General features: G+C 67.2%; 23 protein-coding genes and 2 tRNA genes. 10 read left to right on the top strand and 15 right to left on the bottom strand.

Annotation, left to right across the window (positions count from 1 at the left end; translation table 11 throughout):
• Nucleotides 1–83 precede the first annotated feature (83 nt).
• The gene (gene pknB, locus ABXJ56_RS06895; RefSeq protein ID WP_353998958.1) at nucleotides 84–1,775 is read left to right on the top strand and encodes a Stk1 family PASTA domain-containing Ser/Thr kinase; all 1,692 of its coding nucleotides are present in this window, start codon (nucleotides 84–86) and stop codon (nucleotides 1,773–1,775) included.
• Here the strand turns inward: pknB and ABXJ56_RS06890 are convergent.
• The 3 genes from ABXJ56_RS06890 to ABXJ56_RS06880 are packed head-to-tail and all read right to left on the bottom strand — an operon-like array spanning nucleotide 1,757 to nucleotide 3,334.
• The gene (locus ABXJ56_RS06890; RefSeq protein ID WP_353998957.1) at nucleotides 1,757–2,392 is read right to left on the bottom strand and encodes an anthranilate synthase component II; all 636 of its coding nucleotides are present in this window, start codon (nucleotides 2,390–2,392) and stop codon (nucleotides 1,757–1,759) included. The two genes, pknB and ABXJ56_RS06890, sit on opposite strands and share 19 nt — an antisense overlap.
• 10 nt (nucleotides 2,393–2,402) lie before the next feature.
• Nucleotides 2,403–2,558, bottom strand: coding sequence for a hypothetical protein (locus ABXJ56_RS06885; protein ID WP_353998956.1), 156 nt, complete (start codon nucleotides 2,556–2,558; stop codon nucleotides 2,403–2,405).
• On the bottom strand, nucleotides 2,558–3,334 hold the full coding sequence (locus tag ABXJ56_RS06880) for a class E sortase (RefSeq protein WP_353998955.1): 777 nt from the start codon (nucleotides 3,332–3,334) through the stop codon (nucleotides 2,558–2,560). The genes ABXJ56_RS06885 and ABXJ56_RS06880 overlap by 1 nt, the downstream gene beginning before the upstream one ends.
• A gap of 54 nt (nucleotides 3,335–3,388) precedes the next feature.
• Between ABXJ56_RS06880 and ABXJ56_RS06875 the strand changes: the two genes are divergently transcribed.
• Nucleotides 3,389–3,628 carry a cell division protein CrgA gene (locus ABXJ56_RS06875; RefSeq protein ID WP_053546700.1) on the top strand — a complete coding sequence of 80 codons (240 nt, stop codon included), beginning with the start codon at nucleotides 3,389–3,391 and terminating at the stop codon, nucleotides 3,626–3,628.
• A 91-nt stretch (nucleotides 3,629–3,719) separates the two neighbouring features.
• On the opposite strand, the gene ABXJ56_RS06870 is transcribed toward ABXJ56_RS06875, so the two are convergent.
• Nucleotides 3,720–4,592 carry a rhomboid family intramembrane serine protease gene (locus ABXJ56_RS06870; RefSeq protein WP_353998954.1) on the bottom strand — a complete coding sequence of 291 codons (873 nt, stop codon included), beginning with the start codon at nucleotides 4,590–4,592 and terminating at the stop codon, nucleotides 3,720–3,722.
• A 10-nt stretch (nucleotides 4,593–4,602) separates the two neighbouring features.
• Nucleotides 4,603–5,175 (bottom strand): peptidylprolyl isomerase, encoded by a 573-nt coding sequence (locus ABXJ56_RS06865; protein WP_353998953.1) that lies wholly within the window; start codon nucleotides 5,173–5,175, stop codon nucleotides 4,603–4,605.
• Between the two features lie 96 nt (nucleotides 5,176–5,271).
• On the opposite strand from ABXJ56_RS06865, the gene ABXJ56_RS06860 reads away from it, so the two are divergent.
• Both ABXJ56_RS06860 and ABXJ56_RS06855 read left to right on the top strand, forming a co-directional pair.
• Complete coding sequence (locus ABXJ56_RS06860; RefSeq protein WP_353998952.1) at nucleotides 5,272–5,856, top strand: DNA helicase; 585 nt, start codon at nucleotides 5,272–5,274, stop codon at nucleotides 5,854–5,856.
• Nucleotides 5,849–6,322 (top strand): aminoacyl-tRNA deacylase, encoded by a 474-nt coding sequence (locus ABXJ56_RS06855; protein ID WP_353998951.1) that lies wholly within the window; start codon nucleotides 5,849–5,851, stop codon nucleotides 6,320–6,322. The genes ABXJ56_RS06860 and ABXJ56_RS06855 overlap by 8 nt, the downstream gene beginning before the upstream one ends.
• A 28-nt stretch (nucleotides 6,323–6,350) precedes the next feature.
• On the opposite strand, the gene ABXJ56_RS06850 is transcribed toward ABXJ56_RS06855, so the two are convergent.
• The 10 genes from ABXJ56_RS06850 to dnaA all read right to left on the bottom strand — a co-directional run bounded on the left by ABXJ56_RS06850 (nucleotide 6,351) and on the right by dnaA (nucleotide 17,222).
• On the bottom strand, nucleotides 6,351–6,776 hold the full coding sequence (locus tag ABXJ56_RS06850; RefSeq protein WP_353998950.1) for an NUDIX hydrolase: 426 nt from the start codon (nucleotides 6,774–6,776) through the stop codon (nucleotides 6,351–6,353).
• Nucleotides 6,777–6,962: 186 nt separating this feature from the next.
• Nucleotides 6,963–7,035, bottom strand: a tRNA-Ala gene (locus ABXJ56_RS06845).
• A 12-nt stretch (nucleotides 7,036–7,047) separates the two neighbouring features.
• Nucleotides 7,048–7,124 (bottom strand) — tRNA-Ile (locus ABXJ56_RS06840).
• An 85-nt stretch (nucleotides 7,125–7,209) separates the two neighbouring features.
• Entirely contained in the window at nucleotides 7,210–7,614 is a 405-nt protein-coding gene (locus tag ABXJ56_RS06835) for a DUF3566 domain-containing protein (protein WP_353998949.1), read from the bottom strand.
• Nucleotides 7,615–7,651: 37 nt separating this feature from the next.
• The gene (gene gyrA, locus ABXJ56_RS06830) at nucleotides 7,652–10,210 is read right to left on the bottom strand and encodes a DNA gyrase subunit A (protein WP_353998948.1); all 2,559 of its coding nucleotides are present in this window, start codon (nucleotides 10,208–10,210) and stop codon (nucleotides 7,652–7,654) included.
• A 49-nt stretch (nucleotides 10,211–10,259) separates the two neighbouring features.
• Nucleotides 10,260–12,302 (bottom strand): DNA topoisomerase (ATP-hydrolyzing) subunit B, encoded by a 2,043-nt coding sequence (gene gyrB, locus ABXJ56_RS06825; protein WP_353998947.1) that lies wholly within the window; start codon nucleotides 12,300–12,302, stop codon nucleotides 10,260–10,262.
• 121 nt (nucleotides 12,303–12,423) lie between these two features.
• A complete protein-coding gene (locus tag ABXJ56_RS06820) occupies nucleotides 12,424–12,927 on the bottom strand; it encodes a DUF721 domain-containing protein (protein ID WP_353998946.1) in 504 nt (167 codons plus the stop codon).
• Nucleotides 12,914–14,128 carry a DNA replication/repair protein RecF gene (recF, locus tag ABXJ56_RS06815; RefSeq protein WP_353998945.1) on the bottom strand — a complete coding sequence of 405 codons (1,215 nt, stop codon included), beginning with the start codon at nucleotides 14,126–14,128 and terminating at the stop codon, nucleotides 12,914–12,916. Before recF ends, ABXJ56_RS06820 begins: the two co-directional genes overlap by 14 nt.
• A gap of 49 nt (nucleotides 14,129–14,177) precedes the next feature.
• Nucleotides 14,178–15,329, bottom strand: coding sequence for a DNA polymerase III subunit beta (gene dnaN / locus ABXJ56_RS06810; protein WP_353998944.1), 1,152 nt, complete (start codon nucleotides 15,327–15,329; stop codon nucleotides 14,178–14,180).
• Nucleotides 15,330–15,785: 456 nt separating this feature from the next.
• Nucleotides 15,786–17,222: a chromosomal replication initiator protein DnaA gene (dnaA, locus tag ABXJ56_RS06805; RefSeq protein ID WP_353998943.1), complete on the bottom strand. Its 1,437-nt coding sequence runs from the start codon at nucleotides 17,220–17,222 to the stop codon at nucleotides 15,786–15,788.
• A 309-nt stretch (nucleotides 17,223–17,531) separates the two neighbouring features.
• Here dnaA and rpmH point away from each other — a divergent pair, with 309 nt between their 5' ends.
• The 6 genes from rpmH to rsmG are packed head-to-tail and all read left to right on the top strand — an operon-like array spanning nucleotide 17,532 to nucleotide 20,683.
• The gene (rpmH, locus tag ABXJ56_RS06800; protein WP_053546712.1) at nucleotides 17,532–17,669 is read left to right on the top strand and encodes a 50S ribosomal protein L34; all 138 of its coding nucleotides are present in this window, start codon (nucleotides 17,532–17,534) and stop codon (nucleotides 17,667–17,669) included.
• Nucleotides 17,670–17,678: 9 nt separating this feature from the next.
• On the top strand, nucleotides 17,679–18,020 hold the full coding sequence (gene rnpA / locus ABXJ56_RS06795) for a ribonuclease P protein component (protein WP_353998942.1): 342 nt from the start codon (nucleotides 17,679–17,681) through the stop codon (nucleotides 18,018–18,020).
• Nucleotides 18,017–18,373, top strand: a complete 357-nt coding sequence (gene yidD / locus ABXJ56_RS06790; RefSeq protein ID WP_353998941.1) for a membrane protein insertion efficiency factor YidD — start codon at nucleotides 18,017–18,019, stop codon at nucleotides 18,371–18,373. Before rnpA ends, yidD begins: the two co-directional genes overlap by 4 nt.
• An 8-nt stretch (nucleotides 18,374–18,381) precedes the next feature.
• Nucleotides 18,382–19,488 carry a membrane protein insertase YidC gene (gene yidC, locus ABXJ56_RS06785; RefSeq protein WP_353998940.1) on the top strand — a complete coding sequence of 369 codons (1,107 nt, stop codon included), beginning with the start codon at nucleotides 18,382–18,384 and terminating at the stop codon, nucleotides 19,486–19,488.
• A 27-nt stretch (nucleotides 19,489–19,515) separates the two neighbouring features.
• Entirely contained in the window at nucleotides 19,516–20,025 is a 510-nt protein-coding gene (locus ABXJ56_RS06780; protein WP_353998939.1) for a protein jag, read from the top strand.
• A 34-nt stretch (nucleotides 20,026–20,059) separates the two neighbouring features.
• On the top strand, nucleotides 20,060–20,683 hold the full coding sequence (gene rsmG, locus ABXJ56_RS06775) for a 16S rRNA (guanine(527)-N(7))-methyltransferase RsmG (RefSeq protein WP_353998938.1): 624 nt from the start codon (nucleotides 20,060–20,062) through the stop codon (nucleotides 20,681–20,683).
• Nucleotides 20,684–20,827: the final 144 nt, after the last annotated feature.

Genomic DNA, 20,827 nt, shown 5'->3' with positions numbered 1-20,827 from the left:
ACATCGCCCGGGCGGCGGCCTGTTCCCAGGTCGCCGCCCGGGCGCTCGGCTAGTGTGGCTGATGTTCCAGACAGGGGGAGACAGTGACCGCTGATCCGCGCGTGCTTTCCGGCCGCTACCGTATCGACGAGCCCATCGGGCGCGGCGGTATGGCCAGCGTCTACCGCGGATACGACCTCACCCTCGGGCGCGAGGTGGCCATCAAGATCCTCGATCGCGATCTCGCCGGCGACAACGCGTTCCGTACGCGGTTCCGGCTCGAGGCCCAGGCGGCCTCCCGCATGGCGCACCCCACGATCGTCCGCGTCTTCGACGCCGGCGAGGACTCCGAGACCGGCAAGGACGGCGTCGTCCGTCCCGTGCCGTTCATCGTGATGGAACTCGTCAAGGGCGCGCTCCTGAAGGACATCATCGCCGAGGGCCCCGTGCCCGTCGACGAGGCGATCCGCTACGTGGACGGCATCCTGGAGGCCCTGGAGTACTCGCACCGCGCGGGAGTCGTCCACCGCGACATCAAGCCCGGCAATGTCATGGTGACGGATGCCGGTCAGGTGAAGGTCATGGACTTCGGCATCGCGAGGGCGGTGTCCGACAGCTCGTCGACCGTCGCCGAGACGACGGCCATCATCGGCACCGCGTCGTACTTCTCTCCCGAGCAGGCCAAGGGCGAGCCGGTCGACGCACGTGCCGATCTGTACTCCACCGGCGTCGTGCTCTACGAGCTGCTCGCCGGACGCCCCCCGTTCCGCGGCGAGTCGCCGGTCGCGGTCGCCTACCAGCACGTCAGCGAAGCCCCCGTGGCGCCGTCCGAGATCCGCGACTCGATCCCCCGATCGCTGGATGCCGTCGCCCTGCGGTCGCTGGCGAAGGATCCCTTCGCGCGGTACCAGGATGCCGCGAGCTTCCGCGAGGCGCTGGACGCGACCATCGACGGGCGCGAGCCGTCCAAGCGCGCGCTCGGCGCGCTCACGAGCGAGCTGTACGGCCCGAATCCCCGGCAGGCGGCGGAGACGGCGCGCTCGCTCCGTCAGCTGAGCACCGACACCACGATGAAGCGCACCCAGGCAGGACCCCCGGTCGCGTGGATCTGGTCCGGGGTCGCCGTCCTCGCGGTGCTGCTGATATCGGTGGTCATCTGGGTGCTCTCCCTGCAGCCCACCGAGGTTCCGACCAACGCGGCCGTCGTGCCGGACGTGTCGGGGATGACCTACGACCGCGCGAACGCCGAGCTCGCCGAGGCGGATCTCCTCGCCATCCGCGTGGAGGAGGACTCCATCGACGTCGCCGTCGGCAACGTCATCCGCACAGAACCCGCCCCCGGCACCTCGATGTCGCGCGGCCAGGAGGTGCGGGTCTTCGTCTCCCGCGGCCAGGAGCTCGCGACCGTCCCCGAACTCACCGGGCTCACCCGCGACGAGGCCACCGCCGCTCTGGAGGCGGCGGGTCTGACCCTCGGCACCGTCAGCTCGCGGAACGATCCGGCCCTGGCGGAGAACATCGTCATCTCCGCCGATCAGACGGCGGAATCGTCGATCGCCATCGGCACCGCCGTCAACCTCACCGTCGCATCCGGGCGCGTGACGATCAACGATGTCACCGGGTACACGCTCGAAGGCGCGACGCGCGAACTCGAGGCACTCGAACTCACCGTGATCCCGCAGGAAGACGGCGCCTGCGCGGCGACGAACCCCCCGACGGTCACGGCGCAGTCCCTCGCCCCCGGCGACGTGCCCTACCGCTCCGAGATCACCCTCACCTACTGCACCGGCTCCTGACGCGGGCTGAGCCGCGCACCGCGGGCGACCGCGTCGGGGAAGCCCGCCTCGGCGAGCCAGTTCCCCAGGAGCCGGTATCCCCCCTCCGTGAGCACGCTTTCGGGGTGGAACTGCACGCCCACGACGGGCAGATCCCGATGCCGGATGCCCATCACGACGCCGCTGTCCGTCCGTGCGGTCACGGCCAGATCAGCGGGGAGGGTCTCCTCGACGACGGCGAGCGAGTGGTAGCGGGTGGCGGTGAAGGGCTCGGCGAGACCCGCGAAGAGCGCGTCACCGGAGTGGTGCACGGCGGAGGTGATGCCGTGCATCAGTTCGGGGGCGTGGTCGACCCGGGCTCCGAACGCCTCGGCGATCGCCTGGTGTCCGAGGCAGACCCCGAGCAGCGGGACCCCGGCGGTCGCGGCCGCGCGGACCACGTCGATCGACGCACCGGCGTCCGCGGGACGGCCCGGGCCGGGGGAGACCAGGACGCCGGCGTATCCGCGGATCGCACCGACGGCATCCGTGATCTCGTCGGCCTCGCGCAGGTCGGTCGTCACGCCGAGCTGGTGGAGGTAGCCGACGAGGGTGTGGACGAAGCTGTCGTGATTGTCCACGACCAGCACGTCGTTCACGCGCGGGCGCTCACTCGACGGTGACTTCCTGCGGGTTGACGTACTCGCTGACCCACGGGAACACGTAGAAGGCCAAGGCGTAGAGAACCGCGGCCAGAAGGATGAGCACGATGAAGAGCCGGACCCACCACGGGCCGGGAAGGATCCGCCACAGCGCGCCGTACATCAGGCGAGCCCCTCGCTCAGCGCGGCGGGCGGGCCGTCGGCGTAGGGCGTGAACGACTCGAACACGCCGTAGCCGACGATGCGCTCGGCAAGGGAGAACATCGGTGAGCAGCTGGTCAAGGTGATGTACTTTCCGTTGGCGGGGACATCGGGCTGCTGGGGGACGGGGCGGAGGACGTCCGTCTCGTTCGGCGTCACGTACTCCAGCGTCCGGAAGCGGTACGTGTACCAGCCGGCGGGGGTCTCCACCACGATGGCGTCGCCCACCTTGAGATCGGCGATCCGGTTGAAGGGTGCGCCGTAGGTCGTCCGGTGCGCGGCGACGGCGAAGTTGCCCTCTTCGCCCGGCATCGCGGTGCCGGGGTAGTGGCCGATGCCGATCGGGTCGAGGGTGCCGGCGCGGGTGACGCCCCCCGCCATCTGGACGGCATAGTCTGCGCCGAAGCGCGGCACCCGCATGATGCCGAAGACCTCGGTGTCGGCGGGTTCGGGGAGGATCACCGGTTCGACGGATGCCGGTTCTTCCGCGGGGAGCACCTCGCCGTCCGGCTCGGGCGGCGTGTACTGCTCGGCCCACGTCTGCGACAGCTCCTCCGCGGCGGCGTTGTTCTGGGCGCCGTAGATGAGGTCGCCGACCCAGAGCTGCCACACGACGTAGAGCATGACCAGCACGCCGGCGGTGATCAGCAGCTCGCCGAAGACGCCGATGACCGAGACGCGACGCCGAGAACGGGGCCGCGCGGCCGCCTGGCGCCTGGTCGCTCGGGTCTGCTCCACCCGGCGATTCTCGCATAGGGCGGTGGGAGGTTCCTCCCGGCTAGAATCGAGCGCATGGCACGACGCGGCAACGACGAAGACTCGCTGATCGAGCGCGCGGAAGGTGAGGCCGCGCCCAACCCGGTGTGGTTCAAGCCCATCATGATCGGCCTCATGCTGGTCGGGCTGGTGTGGATCCTCGTGTTCTACCTGAGCGGCATGCAGTTCCCGATCCCCGGCATCGCCGGCTGGAACCTGGTCGTGGGCTTCGGCATCGCCTTCATCGGGTTCCTGATGACCACGCGCTGGCGCTGAGCGCCCCCGGATTCCAGGAATTACACCCGTGTGATTCATCCCCAACTGGGGATAGACCTGTGGATAACTCTCCGGTCGCGAGGGGTCGGGCTCAGACGAGCGCCGGGACGAAAAGCAGGGCGATCAGCGCCGCCCCGATCGCCGCGAGCAGGAGGATCTGCACCGTCCGCTGACTCTTCTTCTTCGTCCGGGTGAAGAGGAAGCCGATCGCGAGTCCGGTCAGAAGGCCGCCGATGTGCGCCTGCCATGACACGTTGAAACCCGGGATGAACCCGATCACCAGGTTGATGCCGAGGATGATCGCGATGCCCGTGATGTTCGCTCCGATGTGCCGGCCGATGATCAAGAGCGCGCCGAACAGACCGAAGATGGCGCCGGACGCACCGACGACGGGCGTCAGCGGTGACAGGAGAGCGACCGCGACGGAGCCGCCGATCGCGCTCAGCACGTAGAGCGTGAGGAATCGCCATCGCCCGAGGAGCGGCTCCAGACGCCGCCCGATGAGCCACAGCGCGAGCATGTTCAGACCGACGTGCCAGAACCCCGAGTGCACCAGCGCCACCGTGATCAGTCGCCACGGCTGGAACGCCCCCTGCGAGTACAGATAGGGCGCCCAGAACAGCAGGGCGTTCTCGACCTGGGGGCCGAGCACGGGGATCAGCTGGAGCAGGAAGACGAACGCCGTCAAAGCGATGATCGCGTACGTCACGATCGGGCGCCCGCCGGAGACCGCCAGAGCCATCGGTCGCGACCGTGACCAGCGACGTTCCGCCTTCTTCTGCGCCGGGGACTGCGCCTTCTGCTGCTCCTTCATGCATTCCGGGCACACGACGCCGACGGCGGCGGGCGTCTGGCACTCGGGGCAGATCGTGCGCAGGCACCGCTGGCACAGCACGAAGCTCTGCCGGTCCGGGTGCCGGTAGCAGTAGTTCTCGCTGTTCCGGCGGAACTGGTCGCTGGTCACGAAGGGCGGGTCAGACCGAGACGATGTCGATCGACTGGATGACCACCGGCTCCACCGGACGGTCGCCCGCCGCGGTCGGGACGTCGCTGATCGTGTCGACCACGGCCTTCGACGCGTCGTCGGCGACCTCGCCGAAGATCGTGTGCTTGCCCTGCAGCCACTCGGGTCCGCGACCGCCCTGGCCGGGGACGGTGATGAAGAACTGCGAGCCGTTGGTGCCCTGCACCTCTCCCGTGATGGCGTTGCGGCGGGAGCCGGCGTTGGCCATGGCCAGCTTGTAGGGCTCGGTGAAGGTGAGCTCGGGGCTGATCTCGTCGTTGAAGGTGTAGCCGGGGCCGCCGGTGCCGACACCGAGCGGGTCGCCGCCCTGGATCATGAAGCCCGCGATGATGCGGTGGAAGATGACGTCTGTGTACAGGGGGCCCTCGCCGGCGGCGCCGGTGGACGGGTGCGTCCAGGACGCGGAGCCGTCGGAGAGGCCGATGAAGTTCTGAACCGTGCGGGGGGCGTGGTCGCCGAAGAGGTTGACGACGATATCGCCGTAGTTGGTGTGCAGAGTGGCGACAGCGGTGTGGATGGGCATGGATAACATTCTTCCAGAGTTCTGTCCAACCCCTGCCGTCGAGAGGGCGGTCTGGCAGGATGGGACCACATCAGTCCGGGCCGAATGGAGGGCACTGTGAGCCTCAGCCGTAAGCGCAAGAAGGAACTCCGCAAGCTCCAGAAGCAGGCGAACAGCCTGTGGGAGTCGCAGCAGGTTCTCGTGAACGAAGCCGCGGGCATCGCACGGGAGGCGGGGCACCAGCTCGGCAACTTCCGGCGCGAGCAGATCACGCCGCAGGTGAAGCAGGGGTATGAGAAGTACGCGGCCCCCTATGTGGACAAGGGCGTGACCGCATCGCGGCGCGTGCTGAACGACGCTGTCGTCCCGGCCGCGGGGGCCGTCGTCGGCTCGGCGCTGTCGGTGTGGGACGCCGCCAACGACACCCGCGCGCGCTTCGCCGCCGGCAAGGGCCTGTCCCTGCCGGATGCCAAGAAGTACGCCAAGCGCGCGGACAAGTACGGCGCGAAGGCGACCAAGAAGATCTCGTCGCAGCTCTCGGGCCTGCAGCCGAAGAAGAAGGGGATGGGCGCCGGCGGCGTCATCGCCATCGTCCTCGGTGCCGCGGCCGCGCTCGGCGTGCTTTACGCGGCATGGCAGACGCTCCGCGCCGACGACGAGCTGTGGGTGGCGGACGACCCGCTGCGCGCACCGGATGAGTGATCCTCTCGCACGGGTCCGCGACGCCGCTGAGGCACGTGGTCTGACCGTCGAGTTCCGGGAACGCCCGGCCGCACACTCCCTCGAGGAGGCGGCCGGGCTTCTCGGTGTGTCGCCGTCGACGATCGTGAAGACCCTCGTGGTCAAGCGGAGCGACGACACCTACCTCTTCGCGCTGGTGCCCGGTGACCGCGGGATCTCCTGGCCCAAGCTCCGGGCGGTCGTGGGCGTGAACAAGCTGCAGCTCCCCGACCCCGATCGAGCGTTGGCCGCCACCGGCTACGAGCGGGGAACCATCGTCCCCCTCGGCAGCACGACCGACTGGCCCGTGTACGCCGATGAGCGCATCACCGGTCAGCGGATCGCGATGGGTGCCGGTGCCCACGGCTACAGTCTCTTCATCGAGGCGGACGATCTCATCGCCGCGTACGGCGCCGTCGTCGCCGACATCTCCCAGCCCCTCGGCTGACGGCATCCGCTCGCGTGTCGCCGACGGCTCAGGCGTCGTCGTACATGCGGAGCGCGATGTCGACGAGCCTCACGCGCTGCAGCCGGCGCACACCGCTGCGCGGAAACCACTCGGCCCGGTCCGTCGAACCGTCCACCTCGTTGCGCAGCTTCCCGCCGACGACCTCGGCGCGGTAGACGATCCTCAGGGTATGCAGCGGGACTGTCGCATCGTCGATCAGTCGGCGGGTCGGCGGGATCACCCGCGAGTGGATGCCGAGGAGTCCCGTCAGCTCCACCCGGTATCCGGTCTCCTCCCGCACCTCGCGGCGCGCTGCGCGCTCGGGGTCCTCGCCCGCCTCGAGGCCTCCGCCCGGGAGGGTCCATGCCGCACGGCGGCCCTCGTTCCAGTGGGCGAGGAGAAGTCGATCGTCCGGGTCGACGATGACGGCGTATGCCGCGACCCGCAAATCCATGCTTCACCCTACGACGGATGGCGATCCCCGCGGAAACGACGAAAGCCGACCCGAAGGTCGGCTTCTGTCACCCTGTGGAGCCTAGGAGACTCCGTCGCCTGCGCTGCGCTCCGGCTCCTCCTCGAATCGCAGCACCCGATGAATGCGTGAAGGGCCGACCCTGCGGGCCGGCCCTTCACGCATTTGTGGAGCCTAGGAGATTCGAACTCCTGACATCCTGCTTGCAAAGCAGGCGCTCTACCAACTGAGCTAAGGCCCCGAAATCGTGCGGTGGTGGGGCTACCAGGACTTGAACCTGGGACCTCTTCATTATCAGTGAAGCGCTCTAACCGCCTGAGCTATAGCCCCGCTTGCGACCGGCGCTCGCACGTCGGTCAACCTCGAAGACTTTACCCGAATCGCGCGGTTTTCACGAATCGGGACGACGTCCGCGTCAGTTGGAGGTGAAGCCGACGAGCAGTCCGCCCGTCACCTTCACGGCGAGGTTGTAGATGCCCGCGGTCACCGCGCCGAGAACCGTCACGACCACGAGGTTCAGGATCGCCACGACGGCGGCGAACGCCAGCACCTGCGGGAGGCTCACGAACTGTGAGAGCAGGAAGTTGCCGTCCGAGAAGCTGCCGAAGAACTCATCGGCCCGATCGATGAGGCCGGTCGTCTGCACGACGAGGTAGATCAGGACGAAGGAGACCACCGTCACGATGGCGAGGGCGATCGCCGCGAGGAAGGACAGCTTGACCGCCGACCAGAAGTCGACGTACACCAGGCGCAGACGGACCTGCTTGGCACTGGTCTTGCTGCTGGACTTGCGGGCGAGCTTGTCGGCTACCGTGCTCATGCGTCAATACTCTCTCGGATGGCGCCCTGCGGCGGGATCAAGGGGCTGCGGGTTCGGTGCCCGATGCGGGCTCGGCTGCCTCGTCGCTCTCGACGGGCGCCTCCTCGGCCAGGCCTCGCTCGCCGTTCCGTGCGATCGCAAGGATGCGATCCTCGTCATCGGGGCGGGCGAACACGACACCCATCGTGTCGCGACCCTTGGCAGGGACCTCGGCCACGGCAGAGCGTACCACCTTGCCGCTGGCAAGAACCACCAAGACCTCGTCGACCTCCGACACGATGAGACCACCCGCGAGATCACCCCGCTCCTCGTGCAGCTTGGCCACCTTGATGCCGAGACCCCCGCGATTCTGCGTACGGTACTGGTCGACGGCGGTGCGCTTGGCGTAGCCGCCCTCGGTGACGACGAAGACAAACGCGTCATCCCGCGCGACGGATGCCGACAGCAGCGAATCGTCGGCACGGAAGTCCATGCCCTTGACGCCCTCGGTCGATCGGCCCATCGGCCGGAGCGAGGCATCCGTCGCGGTGAAGCGGAGCGACATGCCGTGCCGGCTGATGAGGAGGATGTCGTCGTCCTCGTCGACGAGCAGGGCGCTGACGAGCTCGTCTCCGTCCTCCTCGTCCTGACCGCGAAGACGGATCGCGATGATCCCGCCCTGACGGTTGGTGTCGTACTCGGTCAGGCGCGTCTTCTTCACCAGGCCGCTGCGGGTGGCGAGGACGAGATACGTCGCGGCCGTGTAGTCGCGGATGTCGAGGATCTGCGCGATCTCCTCGCCCGGCTGCAGTGCGAGGAGGTTCGCCACGTGCTGGCCCTTGGCGTCGCGCCCGGCTTCGGGGACCTCGTAGCCCTTCGCGCGGTAGACACGGCCCTTGTTCGTGAAGAACAGCAGCCAGTGATGGGTCGTGGTGACGAAGAAGTGCTCGACGACGTCGTCTGCGCGCAGCTGTGCGCCCTTCACTCCCTTGCCACCGCGATGCTGCGATCGGTAGTTGTCGCTGCGCGTGCGCTTGATGTAGCCGTCGCGCGTGACGCTGACGACCATCTCCTCCTCGGGGATGAGGTCCTCGACCGACATGTCGCCGTCGAAGCCGGGGAGGATGTGCGTGCGTCGGTCATCGCCGAACTTGTCGACGATCGCGGTGAGCTCCTCGTGGATGATGGAGCGCTGGCGGGCCGGGGTGGCGAGGATGTCCTTGAAGTCCTCGATCCGCGCCTCGAGCTCGGTGGCCTCGTCGATGATCTTCTGGCGCTCCAGGGCCGCGAGGCGACGCAGCTGCATCGACAGGATCGCGTCGGCCTGGATGTCGTCGATGTCCAGCAGCGACTTCAGGCCCGCGCGCGCCTCATCGACCGTGGGGGACCGGCGGATGAGCGCGATCACCTCGTCGAGGGCGTCGAGGGCCTTGAGGTAGGCGCGCAGGATGTGCATGCGCTTCTCTGCCTCGCGCAGGCGATAGGTCGTCCGACGGACGATGACCTCGATCTGGTGCGTGATCCAGTACGAGATGAACCCGTCGAGCGGCAGGGTGCGGGGCACGCCGTCGACGATCGCGAGCATGTTCGCGCCGAAGTTCTCCTGCAGCTGCGTGTGCTTGTACAGGTTGTTGAGCACGACCTTGGCCACCGCATCGCGCTTGAGCACGATGACCAGGCGCTGGCCGGTGCGGTCGGAGGTCTCGTCGCGGATGTCGGCGATGCCGGTGATCTTGCCCTCGCGGGCGAGGTCGCTGATCTTCACGGCGACGTTGTCGGGGTTCACCTGATACGGCAGCTCGGTGATCACCAGGCAGGTTCGGCCCTGAATCTCCTCGATGCTGACGACGGCGCGCATCGTGATCGAGCCGCGACCCGTGCGGTACGCCTCCTTGATGCCCTTGGTGCCGAGGATCTGCGCGGCGGTCGGGAAGTCCGGGCCGGGGATGCGCTCCATGAGCGCCTCGAGCAGCTCCTCGCGCGTGGCCTCGGGATTCTCCAGCGCCCAGAGCGCTCCGGAGGAGACCTCCCGGAGGTTGTGGGGCGGGATGTTCGTGGCCATGCCGACCGCGATACCCACGGACCCGTTGACGAGGAGGTTCGGGAACCGCGCGGGCAGGACCGTCGGCTCCTGCGTCTGGCCGTCGTAGTTGTCCTGGAAGTCGACGGTCTCCTCTTCGATGTCGCGCACCATCTCGAGCGCGAGCGGAGCCATCTTCGTCTCGGTGTACCGCTGGGCGGCCGCTCCCTGGTTTCCGGGGGAGCCGAAGTTCCCCTGACCGAGCGCGAGCGGGTAGCGCATCGACCACGGCTGCACCAGTCGCACGAGTGCGTCGTAGATCGCCGAGTCGCCGTGCGGGTGGTACTGACCCATCACCTCGCCGACGACACGGGCGCACTTCGAGAACGACTTGTCGGGCCGGAATCCACCGTCGTACATGCCGTAGAGCACGCGGCGGTGCACGGGCTTCAATCCGTCGCGGACGTCCGGCAGCGCGCGACCGACGATGACGCTCATCGCGTAGTCGAGGTAGCTGCGCTGCATCTCGGCCTGCAGGTCGACCTGGTCGATGTGGCCGTGGTTGTGTGCGGCGGCGGGGCGCTCTTCGTCAGTCATGTGTTCTCAGTTCGATTCCGGTGAAGTCCGTGCGCGTGAGGCGACGAGATCAGATGTCGAGGAAGCGGACGTCCTTGGCGTTGCGCTGGATGAACCCGCGCCGCGACTCGACGTCCTCGCCCATGAGCACGGTGAAGATCTCGTCGGCCGCGGCGGCGTCGTCGATCGTCACCTGCTTGAGGGTGCGCGTCTCGGGATCCATCGTGGTCTCCCACAGTTCCTTGGCGTTCATCTCGCCGAGACCCTTGTACCGCTGCACCGCGTTGTCCTTGGGGATCCGCTTGCCGGAGACGATGCCGTCGGCCAGCAGTGCATCGCGCTCCCGGTCGCTGAAGACGTACTCGTGGGGCGCGTTCGACCATTTCAGTCGGTACAGCGGCGGCTGCGCGAGGTAGACGAAGCCGGCCTCGATGAGTCCGCGCATGTAGCGGAAGAGCAGGGTGAGCAGCAGCGTCGTGATGTGCTGACCGTCGACATCGGCATCCGCCATCAGCACGATCTTGTGATACCGCGCCTTCTCGATGCTGAAGTCCTCGCCGATGCCCGTGCCGAAGGCCTGGATCATCGCCTGGACTTCCTTGTTCGACAGCGCTTTGTCCAGGCGCGCACGCTCGACGTTCAGGATCTTCCCGCGCAGCGCCAGGATCGCCTGCGTGTGCGGGTCGCGCCCCTGCACGGCCGAGCCGCCGGCGGAGTCGCCCTCGACGAGGAAGATCTCGCTGATCGAGGGATCCTTGCTCGTGCAGTCCTTGAGTTTGTCGGGCATCGCGGCCGACTCGAACACGCTCTTGCGGCGCGCGGTCTCGCGCGCCTTCCGCGCGGCCATACGAGCGGATGCCGCGTCGATGGCCTTGCGGATGACGTTCTTGGCCTGCACGGGGTTGCGATCGAACCAGTCGCCGAGCTTGTCGCCGACGACCTTCTGCACGAACGCCTTCGCCTCGGTGTTGCCGAGCTTCGTCTTGGTCTGCCCCTCGAACTGCGGTTCCGACAGCTTCACCGAGATGACGGCTGTCAGTCCTTCGCGGATGTCTTCGCCGGTGAGGTTGTCGTCCTTCTCCTTGAGGAGGTTCTGCGCGCGGGCGTAGCGGTTCACCAGAGTGGTCAACGCCGCGCGGAAACCCTCCTCGTGCGTGCCGCCCTCGTGGGTGTTGATCGTGTTGGCGAACGTGAAGACGTTCTCGGTGTAGCTCGTCGTCCACTGCATCGCGAGCTCCATCGCGATCTTCCGCTCGGTGTCCTCGGACTCGACCTCGATGATCTCGTCGTTGACGACCTCCGCATGCCGCACGCGGTTGAGGTGCTCGACGTAGTCGACCAGTCCGCGCTCGTAGAGGAAGCTGTCGCTGCGCGGCTGGGGTGCGGCATCCGCATCGGCCAGTCCGTCGATGTCGACGAGACCCTCGGGGCGCTCGTCGCGGAGGCTGATGCGCAGGCCCTTGTTGAGGAAGGCCATCTGCTGGAATCGCGTGCGAAGCGTGTCGTAGTCGAAGACGACCGTCTCGAAGATCGTGTCGTCCGGCCAGAACGTGATCGTGGTTCCGGTCTCCGAGCTGTCCTCGCCCTTCGCCAGCGGAGCCTGCGGAACGCCGCCGGTGCCGTAGGACTGGCGCCAGACCGATCCCTGGCGCTTGACCTCGACCTCGAGCCGGGAGGACAGCGCGTTCACGACCGAAGAGCCGACGCCGTGCAGACCGCCCGAGACCGCGTACCCGCCGCCGCCGAACTTGCCACCGGCGTGAAGGACGGTGAGCACGACCTCGACCGTGGACTTCCCCTCGGTCTTGTGCATGTCGACCGGGATGCCGCGCCCGTTGTCGACGACGCGGACCGCACCGTCGGCGAGGATGGTGACCTCGATCGCGTCGCAGTAGCCGGCGAGGGCCTCGTCGACGGAGTTGTCGACGATCTCGTAGACGAGATGGTGCAGACCCCGCTCACCGGTGGAGCCGATGTACATGCCGGGACGCTTGCGCACCGCCTCGAGTCCCTCGAGCACCTGGATGGCGTCTGCCCCGTACTCGTTGGGGACCGCGGAGGACGGTCGCGATTCGGGTTCCTCGGGAACGCTTCCAGGGGTATCGGACGTCATAAGTGAGAGCGCTCCACATCGATGGGCAGGGGCCTGGCCAGTCTATCAACTTTGCCCCGCCGATAACGCCTCTACGCCTCTGTGGCGCGCGGAAATCGTTCCGGACGATATCGGACGTGGCTCAGCCGTAGGTATCGCGCGGGCCGCGCCCTGGAATCGTTCTGGGACCCCATTTCCATGAGGGGACGTCCGGTCCGACGAAACGGATGGTCTGGACGCCCGCGTCGGGGAACCTGCGCACGATCTCGGTGAGGATGTGCGCGCGCATGAGCTGCAGCTGCTTCGCCCACGCCGTCGAATCGGCCTGGACGGTGAGCGCGCCCTCCGTGAAGGCGACCGGTCGGGTGTGCTGCGCCGTGCCCTCGCCCGCCACTTCCGCCCACGCCCGGACGACATCCTCTCGGGCGAGCTCCCGGTCCCAGCCCGACTCCCGCGTGAGGTCGGCGAGGACGTCGGCGACTCCCTTCGGATCCCGGCCGGCGGTGAAGGGCTGGTTCTCGTCGTCGTCCCGCCGCCGGCGCTTCTTGCGACGCCACGATGCCGAGGAGGGTTCGAGTCCACGCAGCCGGAGGTAAGTGGCGACCGTCTCGGGGACGTCGGGCGCGGGGGCGTCAGTCTCCGGCATCCGCGCTCTCCACGATGGTCCCCGCCTCGACGCGCACGACGCGTGCGGCAAGAGCCGAGGGCACATCGCCTTCGACCGCCGCGGTGACGATGACCTGCTCGTAGTCGGCCGCGAGGGAGGCCAGACGGGTCCGACGGCCGGCGTCCAGTTCGGCGAAGACGTCGTCGAGGATCAGAACCGGGTCTCCTCGGAGCGACTGCGCCCGCAGGAGCTCGGCGGAGGCGAGCCGCAGACCGAGGGCGACCGACCACGACTCGCCGTGCGAGGCGTACCCCTTCACGGGAAGACCGCGCACGCGCAGGAGGAGGTCATCGCGGTGGGGCCCCACGAGCGTGATGCCGCGCTCGAGCTCCGCGGAGCGCTTGGCGCCGAGCGCAGCCCGGAATCTCGCGGCGATCAGATCGGTCGCCTCGGCACCGGAACCGTCGCCGCCGTCGCGGGCGGCAACGACGGATCGGTTCGGATCGGCGTCGGCAGGGGCGTCCTCGGCATCCGGATCGAAACCGTCGATCGAACGGGACCACTCGATCTCGGGGCGGTGGTCGGCACCGGCGATCGACGCGTATGCCGACGCGAGCGGTCCGGCGAGTTCGTCGGCGAGCTGCCCGCGCATCCGGATGATCTCGCTGCCCAGCGCGACGAGCTTGTCGTCCCAGACATCCAGCGTCGACAGGGCATCGCCACGGATGCCGCGCGCACGCGCCGACTTCAGAAGGGCGTTGCGCTGCTTGAGCACCCGGTCGTAGTCCCCGAGGACCCCGGACATGCGCGGAGACATCTGCACGAGCAGTTGATCCGCGAAACGACGGCGCGCGGAGGGATCGCCGCGGACGATCTGCAGGTCTTCGGGGGCGAAGAGCACGATCTGGGCATAGCGCGGAAGTTCGGCGGGCTTGACCGGGGAGCCGTTGATGCGCGCCTTGTTGGTGCCCTGCCGGTTGATCTGCACCTCGAGGAGCACCTGCCGGTCAGCGTGGTGCAATCGCGCCCGGACGATCGCGGCGTCCGCTCCGTCACGGACCATCGGCGCATCGGTGGACACGCGATGCGAACCGAGGGTCGCGAGGAATCCGATCGCCTCGGCGAGGTTCGTCTTGCCCTGCCCGTTGCTGCCGACGAAGACGTTCGGACCGGCGACGAGTGCGACCTCGGCTTCCGCGTAGTTGCGGAAGTCGCGCAGGCTCAGATGCTCGACGATCACCGGTCAAGCCTAATCAGCGGCGCCGACACGACGTCGGTGCCGGCATCCGTCACCGCAGCAGCAGGTTCGGCTGCAGCAGGTACCGGAACGACTCCTCGCCCGCGCGGTCGACCGAGGTCTGCGGGGTGATGAGGACGGGGCTGAGCTTGTTCGCATTGTCGCTCGAGGTGAAGGTGATCCGAGCGAACTCGCTCTTGACCGCGCCGAGCGCCTCGAGGAGGTACTGGGGGTTGAGGCCGAGCGTGACGTCCTCGCCGACGAGGTTGGCGTCGACCGACTCCGTCGCGCGGGCCTGTTCGGTTCCCGAGGCGTCCATCGAGACGGCATCCGTGGTGAAGGTGAATCGCAGCGGCGCGGACCGGTCGAGCACGAGCGCGACACGGCGGACGGCCTCGGCGAGCTCCGCGGTGTTCACGACCGCATGGTGCTCCGTCTGCTCGGGGAACAGCCGGCGCACCGGCGGGAAGTTGCCCTTGATCAGGAGCGAGGTGACCGTCTTGTTCCCCGCGGTGAAGGCGATGATCTCGCGGTCACCGGACCCGGAGAAGGCGATCGAGATGTCACCGGAGTGCGAGAAGGTCTTGCCGACCTCGGTGAGGGTGCGGGCGGGAACGAGTGCAGTCGTGGCGTCTTCCGACGCTGTGCCGCCGCCGTCCCAGGGGATCTCGCGGAGCGCAACGCGGTAGCGGTCGGTCGCGACGAGGCTGAGGTGCGTGCCCGACACCTCGAGCTGCACACCGGTGAGGACGGGCGTGACATCGTCGCGGGAAGCGGCGAAGGCCACCTGCGCGATGGCGGTGGCGAAGTCCTCGCCCGGAACGAGACCCGAGTCACCGGTGACCTCGGGGATGGCGGGGTATTCCTGCACGGGCATCGACGACAGGGTGAAGCGCGCCGAACCGCAGGAGAGCAGGATGCCGCCGTCGTCGTCGACCTCGATCTGGATGGGGGCATTCGGGAGACGACTGGCGATCTCGGACAGCAGTCGTCCGTGCACGAGGATCGTGCCGGGCTCGTCGATCGTCGCTTCGATCGTCGTGCGCGCCGAGGCCTCGTAGTCGAAGGCGGACAGAGACAGTCCCCCGTCTCCGGCCTCGATCAGGACACCCGCCAGGATCGGCTGCGGATTCCGCTGCGGAAGAAGCTTGACGACGAACGACACGGCTTCGCTGAACACATCACGATTGACGTGGAACTTCACGAATGCTCCCTTGACAGCGGGCTGGGCCCTCTCATGCTAGCCCCCGGCGCACGCGGCGCCGTGTCGGATCTTCCGAGCGTCGGAGCGCGGCATCCGTTCCCCGATCCGTCCACGGCAAGGTCATCGGCTCAGCCCTTAATCAATATCTCTTTGTCATGGTGTTAACGCCTGTGGAAACTGTGGACAACTCGTCGGATGCCATGCGGGACACCGGAATCACATTCGTGTGAGTTGTGGATCGGCTGCGGACGGCGGTGTGGTCGGGTAGAGACCGTCTCGTGGGTTATCCCCAGTTATCCACAGGGAGTGGCGGATCCTGCACAGGGATTCCGGCGTCGGAGAAAGTTATCCACAGCTTTTCCACACTGTGCAGAACGCGGGTGAATCGCGGATTGTGCCGCCGACGTCGCGACGGTGTCAAGTGATTTCCGTCCGTTTCGCCACGGCGGGGGGACGTCAGCGGCCGTTGCGGCCGAGCTGCGTGGTGATCTCGGTCACCTGGTTGTAGATCGAGCGGCGCTCCTTCATGAGGTCGCTGATCTTCTTGTACGCGTACATCACCGTCGTGTGATCGCGGTTGCCGAAGAGCTGACCGATCTTCGGCAGGGACAGACTCGTCCGCTCTCGACAGAGGTACATCGCGATCTGTCGGGCGATGGCGACCGACTGCGACCGGCTCGAGCCGTACAGGTCGTCGACGGTGAGTTTGAAGTACTGCGCGGTGGCCGTGATGATGTCGGTCGGCGAGACGACGTTCGCGTCGTCCTGGTCGATGATGTCGCGGAGCACCGTCTGCGCGAGCGACATGTCCAGGTTCGACCGGTTGAGGCTGGCGAACGCCGAGACGCGGATCAGGGCGCCCTCCAGTTCGCGGATGTTCGACGACACCACCGTGGCGATGTACTCCATGACCTCGTCCGGGATGTGCAGCCGCTCGGACTGCGCCTTCTTCCGCAGGATCGCGATGCGCGTTTCGAGGTCGGGCGCCTGGACGTCGGTGATGAGGCCCCACTCGAATCGGCTCCGCATGCGATCCTCGAAGCCGGTGAGGTGCTTGGGCGGCACGTCGCTGGTGATCACGACCTGCTTGTCGTGGTCGTGCAGCGTGTTGAAGGTGTGGAAGAACGCCTCCTGCGTCTCGGCACGACCCTGCAGAAACTGGATGTCGTCGATCAGGAGGATGTCGACATCCCGGTAGCGCGCCTGGAACGCCGAACCGCGGTTGTTGGCGATCGAGTTGATGAAGTCGTTCGTGAACTCCTCGCTGGAGACGTACCGCACCCGGATGCCGGAGTACAGGCTCATCGCATAGTCGCCGATGGCATGGAGGAGGTGCGTCTTGCCGAGACCGGAGTCGCCGTACACGAACAGCGGGTTGTACGCCTTGGCGGGTGCTTCGGCCACGGCGACCGCCGCGGCGTGCGCGAAGCGATTGGACTGACCGATGACGAAGTTGTCGAACGTGTACTTCGGATTCAGGCGGGTGTCCGTGCGGGATGCCGCCGACGAGACCTCGACGGGCTCCTCCAGGGGCGAACGAGGAAGGGTGAAGGTCTGGGCAGCGGTCATCGTGGCCGGAATCGGCTCCGGCTCCGGCTCGGAGTCCGCGCTCTCGATCAGTTCGGGATTCACCACCACCCGGAACGTCGATGCGGCGGCCTCGTCTTGGGGCACCTTGGCGAGGGCCTCCATGATCGGCATCCGCATCCGCTTGGTGAACTGGGCCGCAGTCAGGTCGTTGGGGACATCAAGGTACAGCGTTCCGCCCATGACGCCCTGTGGCACCGCCAGATTCAGGAAGCCGTGGAGCTGAGGTGTGATGCGATCATCGATGGCGAGTTCGCCGAGCACCGCGGACCAGACGGGGACATCCGGTAAATCGTGCGGTGACATGGTCCCCCCGGGGGTGTTGATTGTTGTGCACAGTTCCGCGGAAACATCACGCCGAACCTGTGGATAACTGACTCAGACACGCTAGTCAGCGGCGCCCTCCGTATCAAGCCCGCAGTCTTGGCCGGTGCGGTGTGTCGCATCTTCCGGCCCGTCACGGCCTCGTGCATACTGGCCCGTTCAGTTCCCGGTTTGAGTTCTGGCGGCTCTCGACGTAGCCTTAATCGGTTGACTTGTGCCTATCGGCCAGTCCCCATGTACGAGAGTCCCCGGTTTCGAGCGTCCCGGTGACCCTGACCCGGAAGATATCCCATGAGCAAGCGCACCTTCCAGCCCAACAACCGTCGTCGCGCCAAGAAGCACGGTTTCCGTGCCCGTATGCGTACTCGTGCCGGCCGTTCGATCCTCGCAGCGCGTCGGTCCAAGGGCCGCACCGAGCTCTCGGCCTGAGCCCGAGCGGTGCTCGCGAGGCCGAACCGACTCACCCGCGCAGCGGACTACAAGGCCGCTGTTCGTCGGGGACGTCGGAGCGCGGGCGCGCACACGATCACCTACGTCAGAACGACCGGTGACTCGGGTGCCGCCCGTTTCGGTTTCATCGTGAGCAAGCAGGTCGGCGGAGCCGTCGTGCGCAACACTGTGCGCCGACGGCTCAAAGCCGTTTCCGCCAAGACTCTGACGGATTCACTCGTCCACACCGGAACGGACGTGGTGATCCGCGCACTTCCGAGCGCCGCAACGGCACGGTATGCGGAGCTCCGCGACGATGTCACGCGGTCTCTCTCCCGAGTCCGCGCATGAGCGTCCTGCCGTCGTACGCCGTCGGCGACGCGCACTTCGCGGCATCCGTTTCCCTGCGCTCGATCCCGCTCCTCCCGAGGAACGCGGTTCTCGCCTTTCTCCATGGATATCGTGCGACGGTGTCTCCTATGTACGGAGACGTCTGCAAGTACTACCCGTCGTGTTCCGCGTACGCGGTCGGCGCGGTGCAGCAGCACGGGGCCGTCAAAGGGGCCGTCATGACAGCGGCCCGCCTTGCACGGTGCCACCCCTGGGCCCTCGGCGGCGAGGATGACGTCCCGCCCCACAGAGACTTCCCGCACGCGTTGACCTCCCGGGGCTTCGTCGTGCCGTCCCCCACCGGAAAGGACTGATCCTCCGCATGGATCTTCTGCTCGCCACCGCTTCGTCCACTCCGGCTCCCGCCGGCGGTGGCGGCTTCGACCTGATCGGCACCATCCTGTGGCCGCTGAAGTGGGTCGTCGAGCTCGTGCTCGTCGCTTGGCACGCGCTGTTCACGGCCATCGGCCTCCCGGCCGCGGACGGCATCACGTGGGTGCTGTCCATCGTCGGCCTCGTCATCATCGTGCGCGCCGCCCTGATCCCGCTCTTCGTGCGGCAGATCAAGAGCCAGCGCAAGATGATGGAAATCGCCCCTGAACTGCGAAAAGTCCAGGAGAAGTACCGGGGTAAGAAGGACCAGCTCTCCCGAGAGGCCATGAGTCGCGAGACGATGGCGCTGTACAAGAAGCACGGGACGAACCCCGTGGCGAGCTGCCTCCCGCTTCTGGTCCAGATGCCGATCTTCTTCGCCCTGTTCAGTGTGCTCAACGATGTGACACGTCACGCCCAGGCGGGTATCGGCGGTGTCGGACTCCTGAGCGCGGAGCTGACTCAGGAGTTCTACGACGCGAAGCTCTTCGGAGTCGCGTCGCTCCACGAGACACTGATCGACGCGTTCAACACCGGCAACACGACGGCGATCGTCATCCTGTTGGTCCTGGTCGTGCTGATGATCGTGTCGCAGTTCTTCACGCAGCTGCAGATCATCTCGAAGAACCTGTCGCCCGAGGCCAAGACCGGCCAGGCGTACCAGATGCAGAAGATCATGCTGTACGTCCTGCCGTTCGCCTTCGTCTTCTCCGGCGTCTTCTTCCCGCTGGGTGTCGTCATCTACTGGTTCGTGTCGAACCTGTGGACGATGGGCCAGCAGTTCCTCGTCATCCGTGAGATGCCGACCCCCGGTTCAGAGGCCGCAAAGGCCCGCGAGGAGCGTCTCGCGCGCAAGGGCAAGGCCATCGATTCCACGGGCAAGGTCGTTCCGATGGAGAAGTACCTGGCCGAGCAGAAGCGCCTGTATGAAGAGGCGGAGCGCGCCAAGGCCGCGACCCCCAAGCGTCAGCAGCCGGTGGGCAAGCAGCGGGCGAAGAAGCAGGCACAGAAGCAGCCGGGTGCGGCCGCAGGCGACAACGGCACGTCGTCCGCGTAAGCGGAAACAACCCACGAAGGAACAGTCATGACGAACATCGATACTTCTCGCGCCACCGCGGACCGTACCGAACCGACGATCGAGCAGCTCGAGCAGGAGGGGGATGTCGCTGCCGACTTCCTCGAGGGTCTTCTCGATATCGCCGACATCGACGGCGACCTCGATCTCGACGTGCGGAACGGCCGTGCGTACGTGTCCGTCGAGGCTCCCGAGGGCGGCTCTGTGTCGCTCATCGCACAGCCGGACACCGTACAGGCCCTCCAGGAGCTCACCCGTATCGCCGTCCAGGCGAAGACAGGACGCTTCTCCCGCCTGATCCTGGACGTCGGCGGCTCGCGTGACACCCGTCAGCAGCAGCTTGCGGGACTCGTGGATCGGGCGATCGAGAAGATCGAAGAGGGTGCGTCGCAGGCGTCCCTGCCGGCGATGTCGAGCTACGAGCGCAAGCTCGTCCACGATGTCGTCGCCGAGCGTGGATTCGTGTCGGAGTCCTACGGCGAAGGAGCGGATCGTCACACGGTGATCCGCCGCCCCTGACGTGTCTGACGACGTTTCACGTGAAACGGGTGCGGTGAGCGTCGAGAGCGAGCCGACAGCGGCAGAGGCGATCTTCGGTTCTCGCATCACGCTGGCGCGTCAGTTCACCGATGCTCTGGCGCAGCAGGGCGAGGAGCGAGGGCTGATCGGTCCGCTGGAACTCCCCCGCCTGTGGACACGTCATGTCCTGAACAGCGCGATCATCGCCCCCTTCTTCGCAGGCCGCGTCGCCGACATCGGTTCGGGCGCAGGACTTCCGGGTCTGGTGCTCGCGATTGCTCGCCCGGATGTCGAGTGGATCCTCGTCGAACCGATGGAACGTCGGGTGCAATGGCTCAGCGAGCAGGTGTCCGAACTCGGTCTCGACAACGTCGAGGTTCTGCGTTCGCGCGCGGAGGACTGGGATCGCGGTCCTGTGATGGATGCCGTCACCGCGCGGGCGGTGAGTGCGTTGCGCACGCTGTTGCCCCTGACCGCGCCGCTCGTTCGGGACGGCGGCGAGCTGGTGCTCTTGAAGGGTGCGAACGCACAGAACGAGATCGTGGCCGCGCAGAAGCAGCTTCGGAAGTTCGGTGTCGACGACGCGAGGGTCGACATCGTCGGCGAGGGCGTCCTCTCAGAGCCGACCCGCGTCCTCCGCGGCACGATCCGGCGCTGAGGCCCGGCGATCGATCGCCCGCACAGCGCCTCGCGCGGCGTCGACCAGCGACGCGCCCGTTCGGTGATCGAGTAGCCATGAAGGGTGTACCGAGATCGCTTCATGGCGGGTGTTTCACGTGAAACACTCCTGCGTCTTCCTCCG

Source organism: Microbacterium aurantiacum, assembly GCF_040532595.1.
GTDB lineage: Bacteria > Actinomycetota > Actinomycetes > Actinomycetales > Microbacteriaceae > Microbacterium > Microbacterium chocolatum_B.
This window is presented reverse-complemented; position numbering and strand designations above follow the sequence as displayed.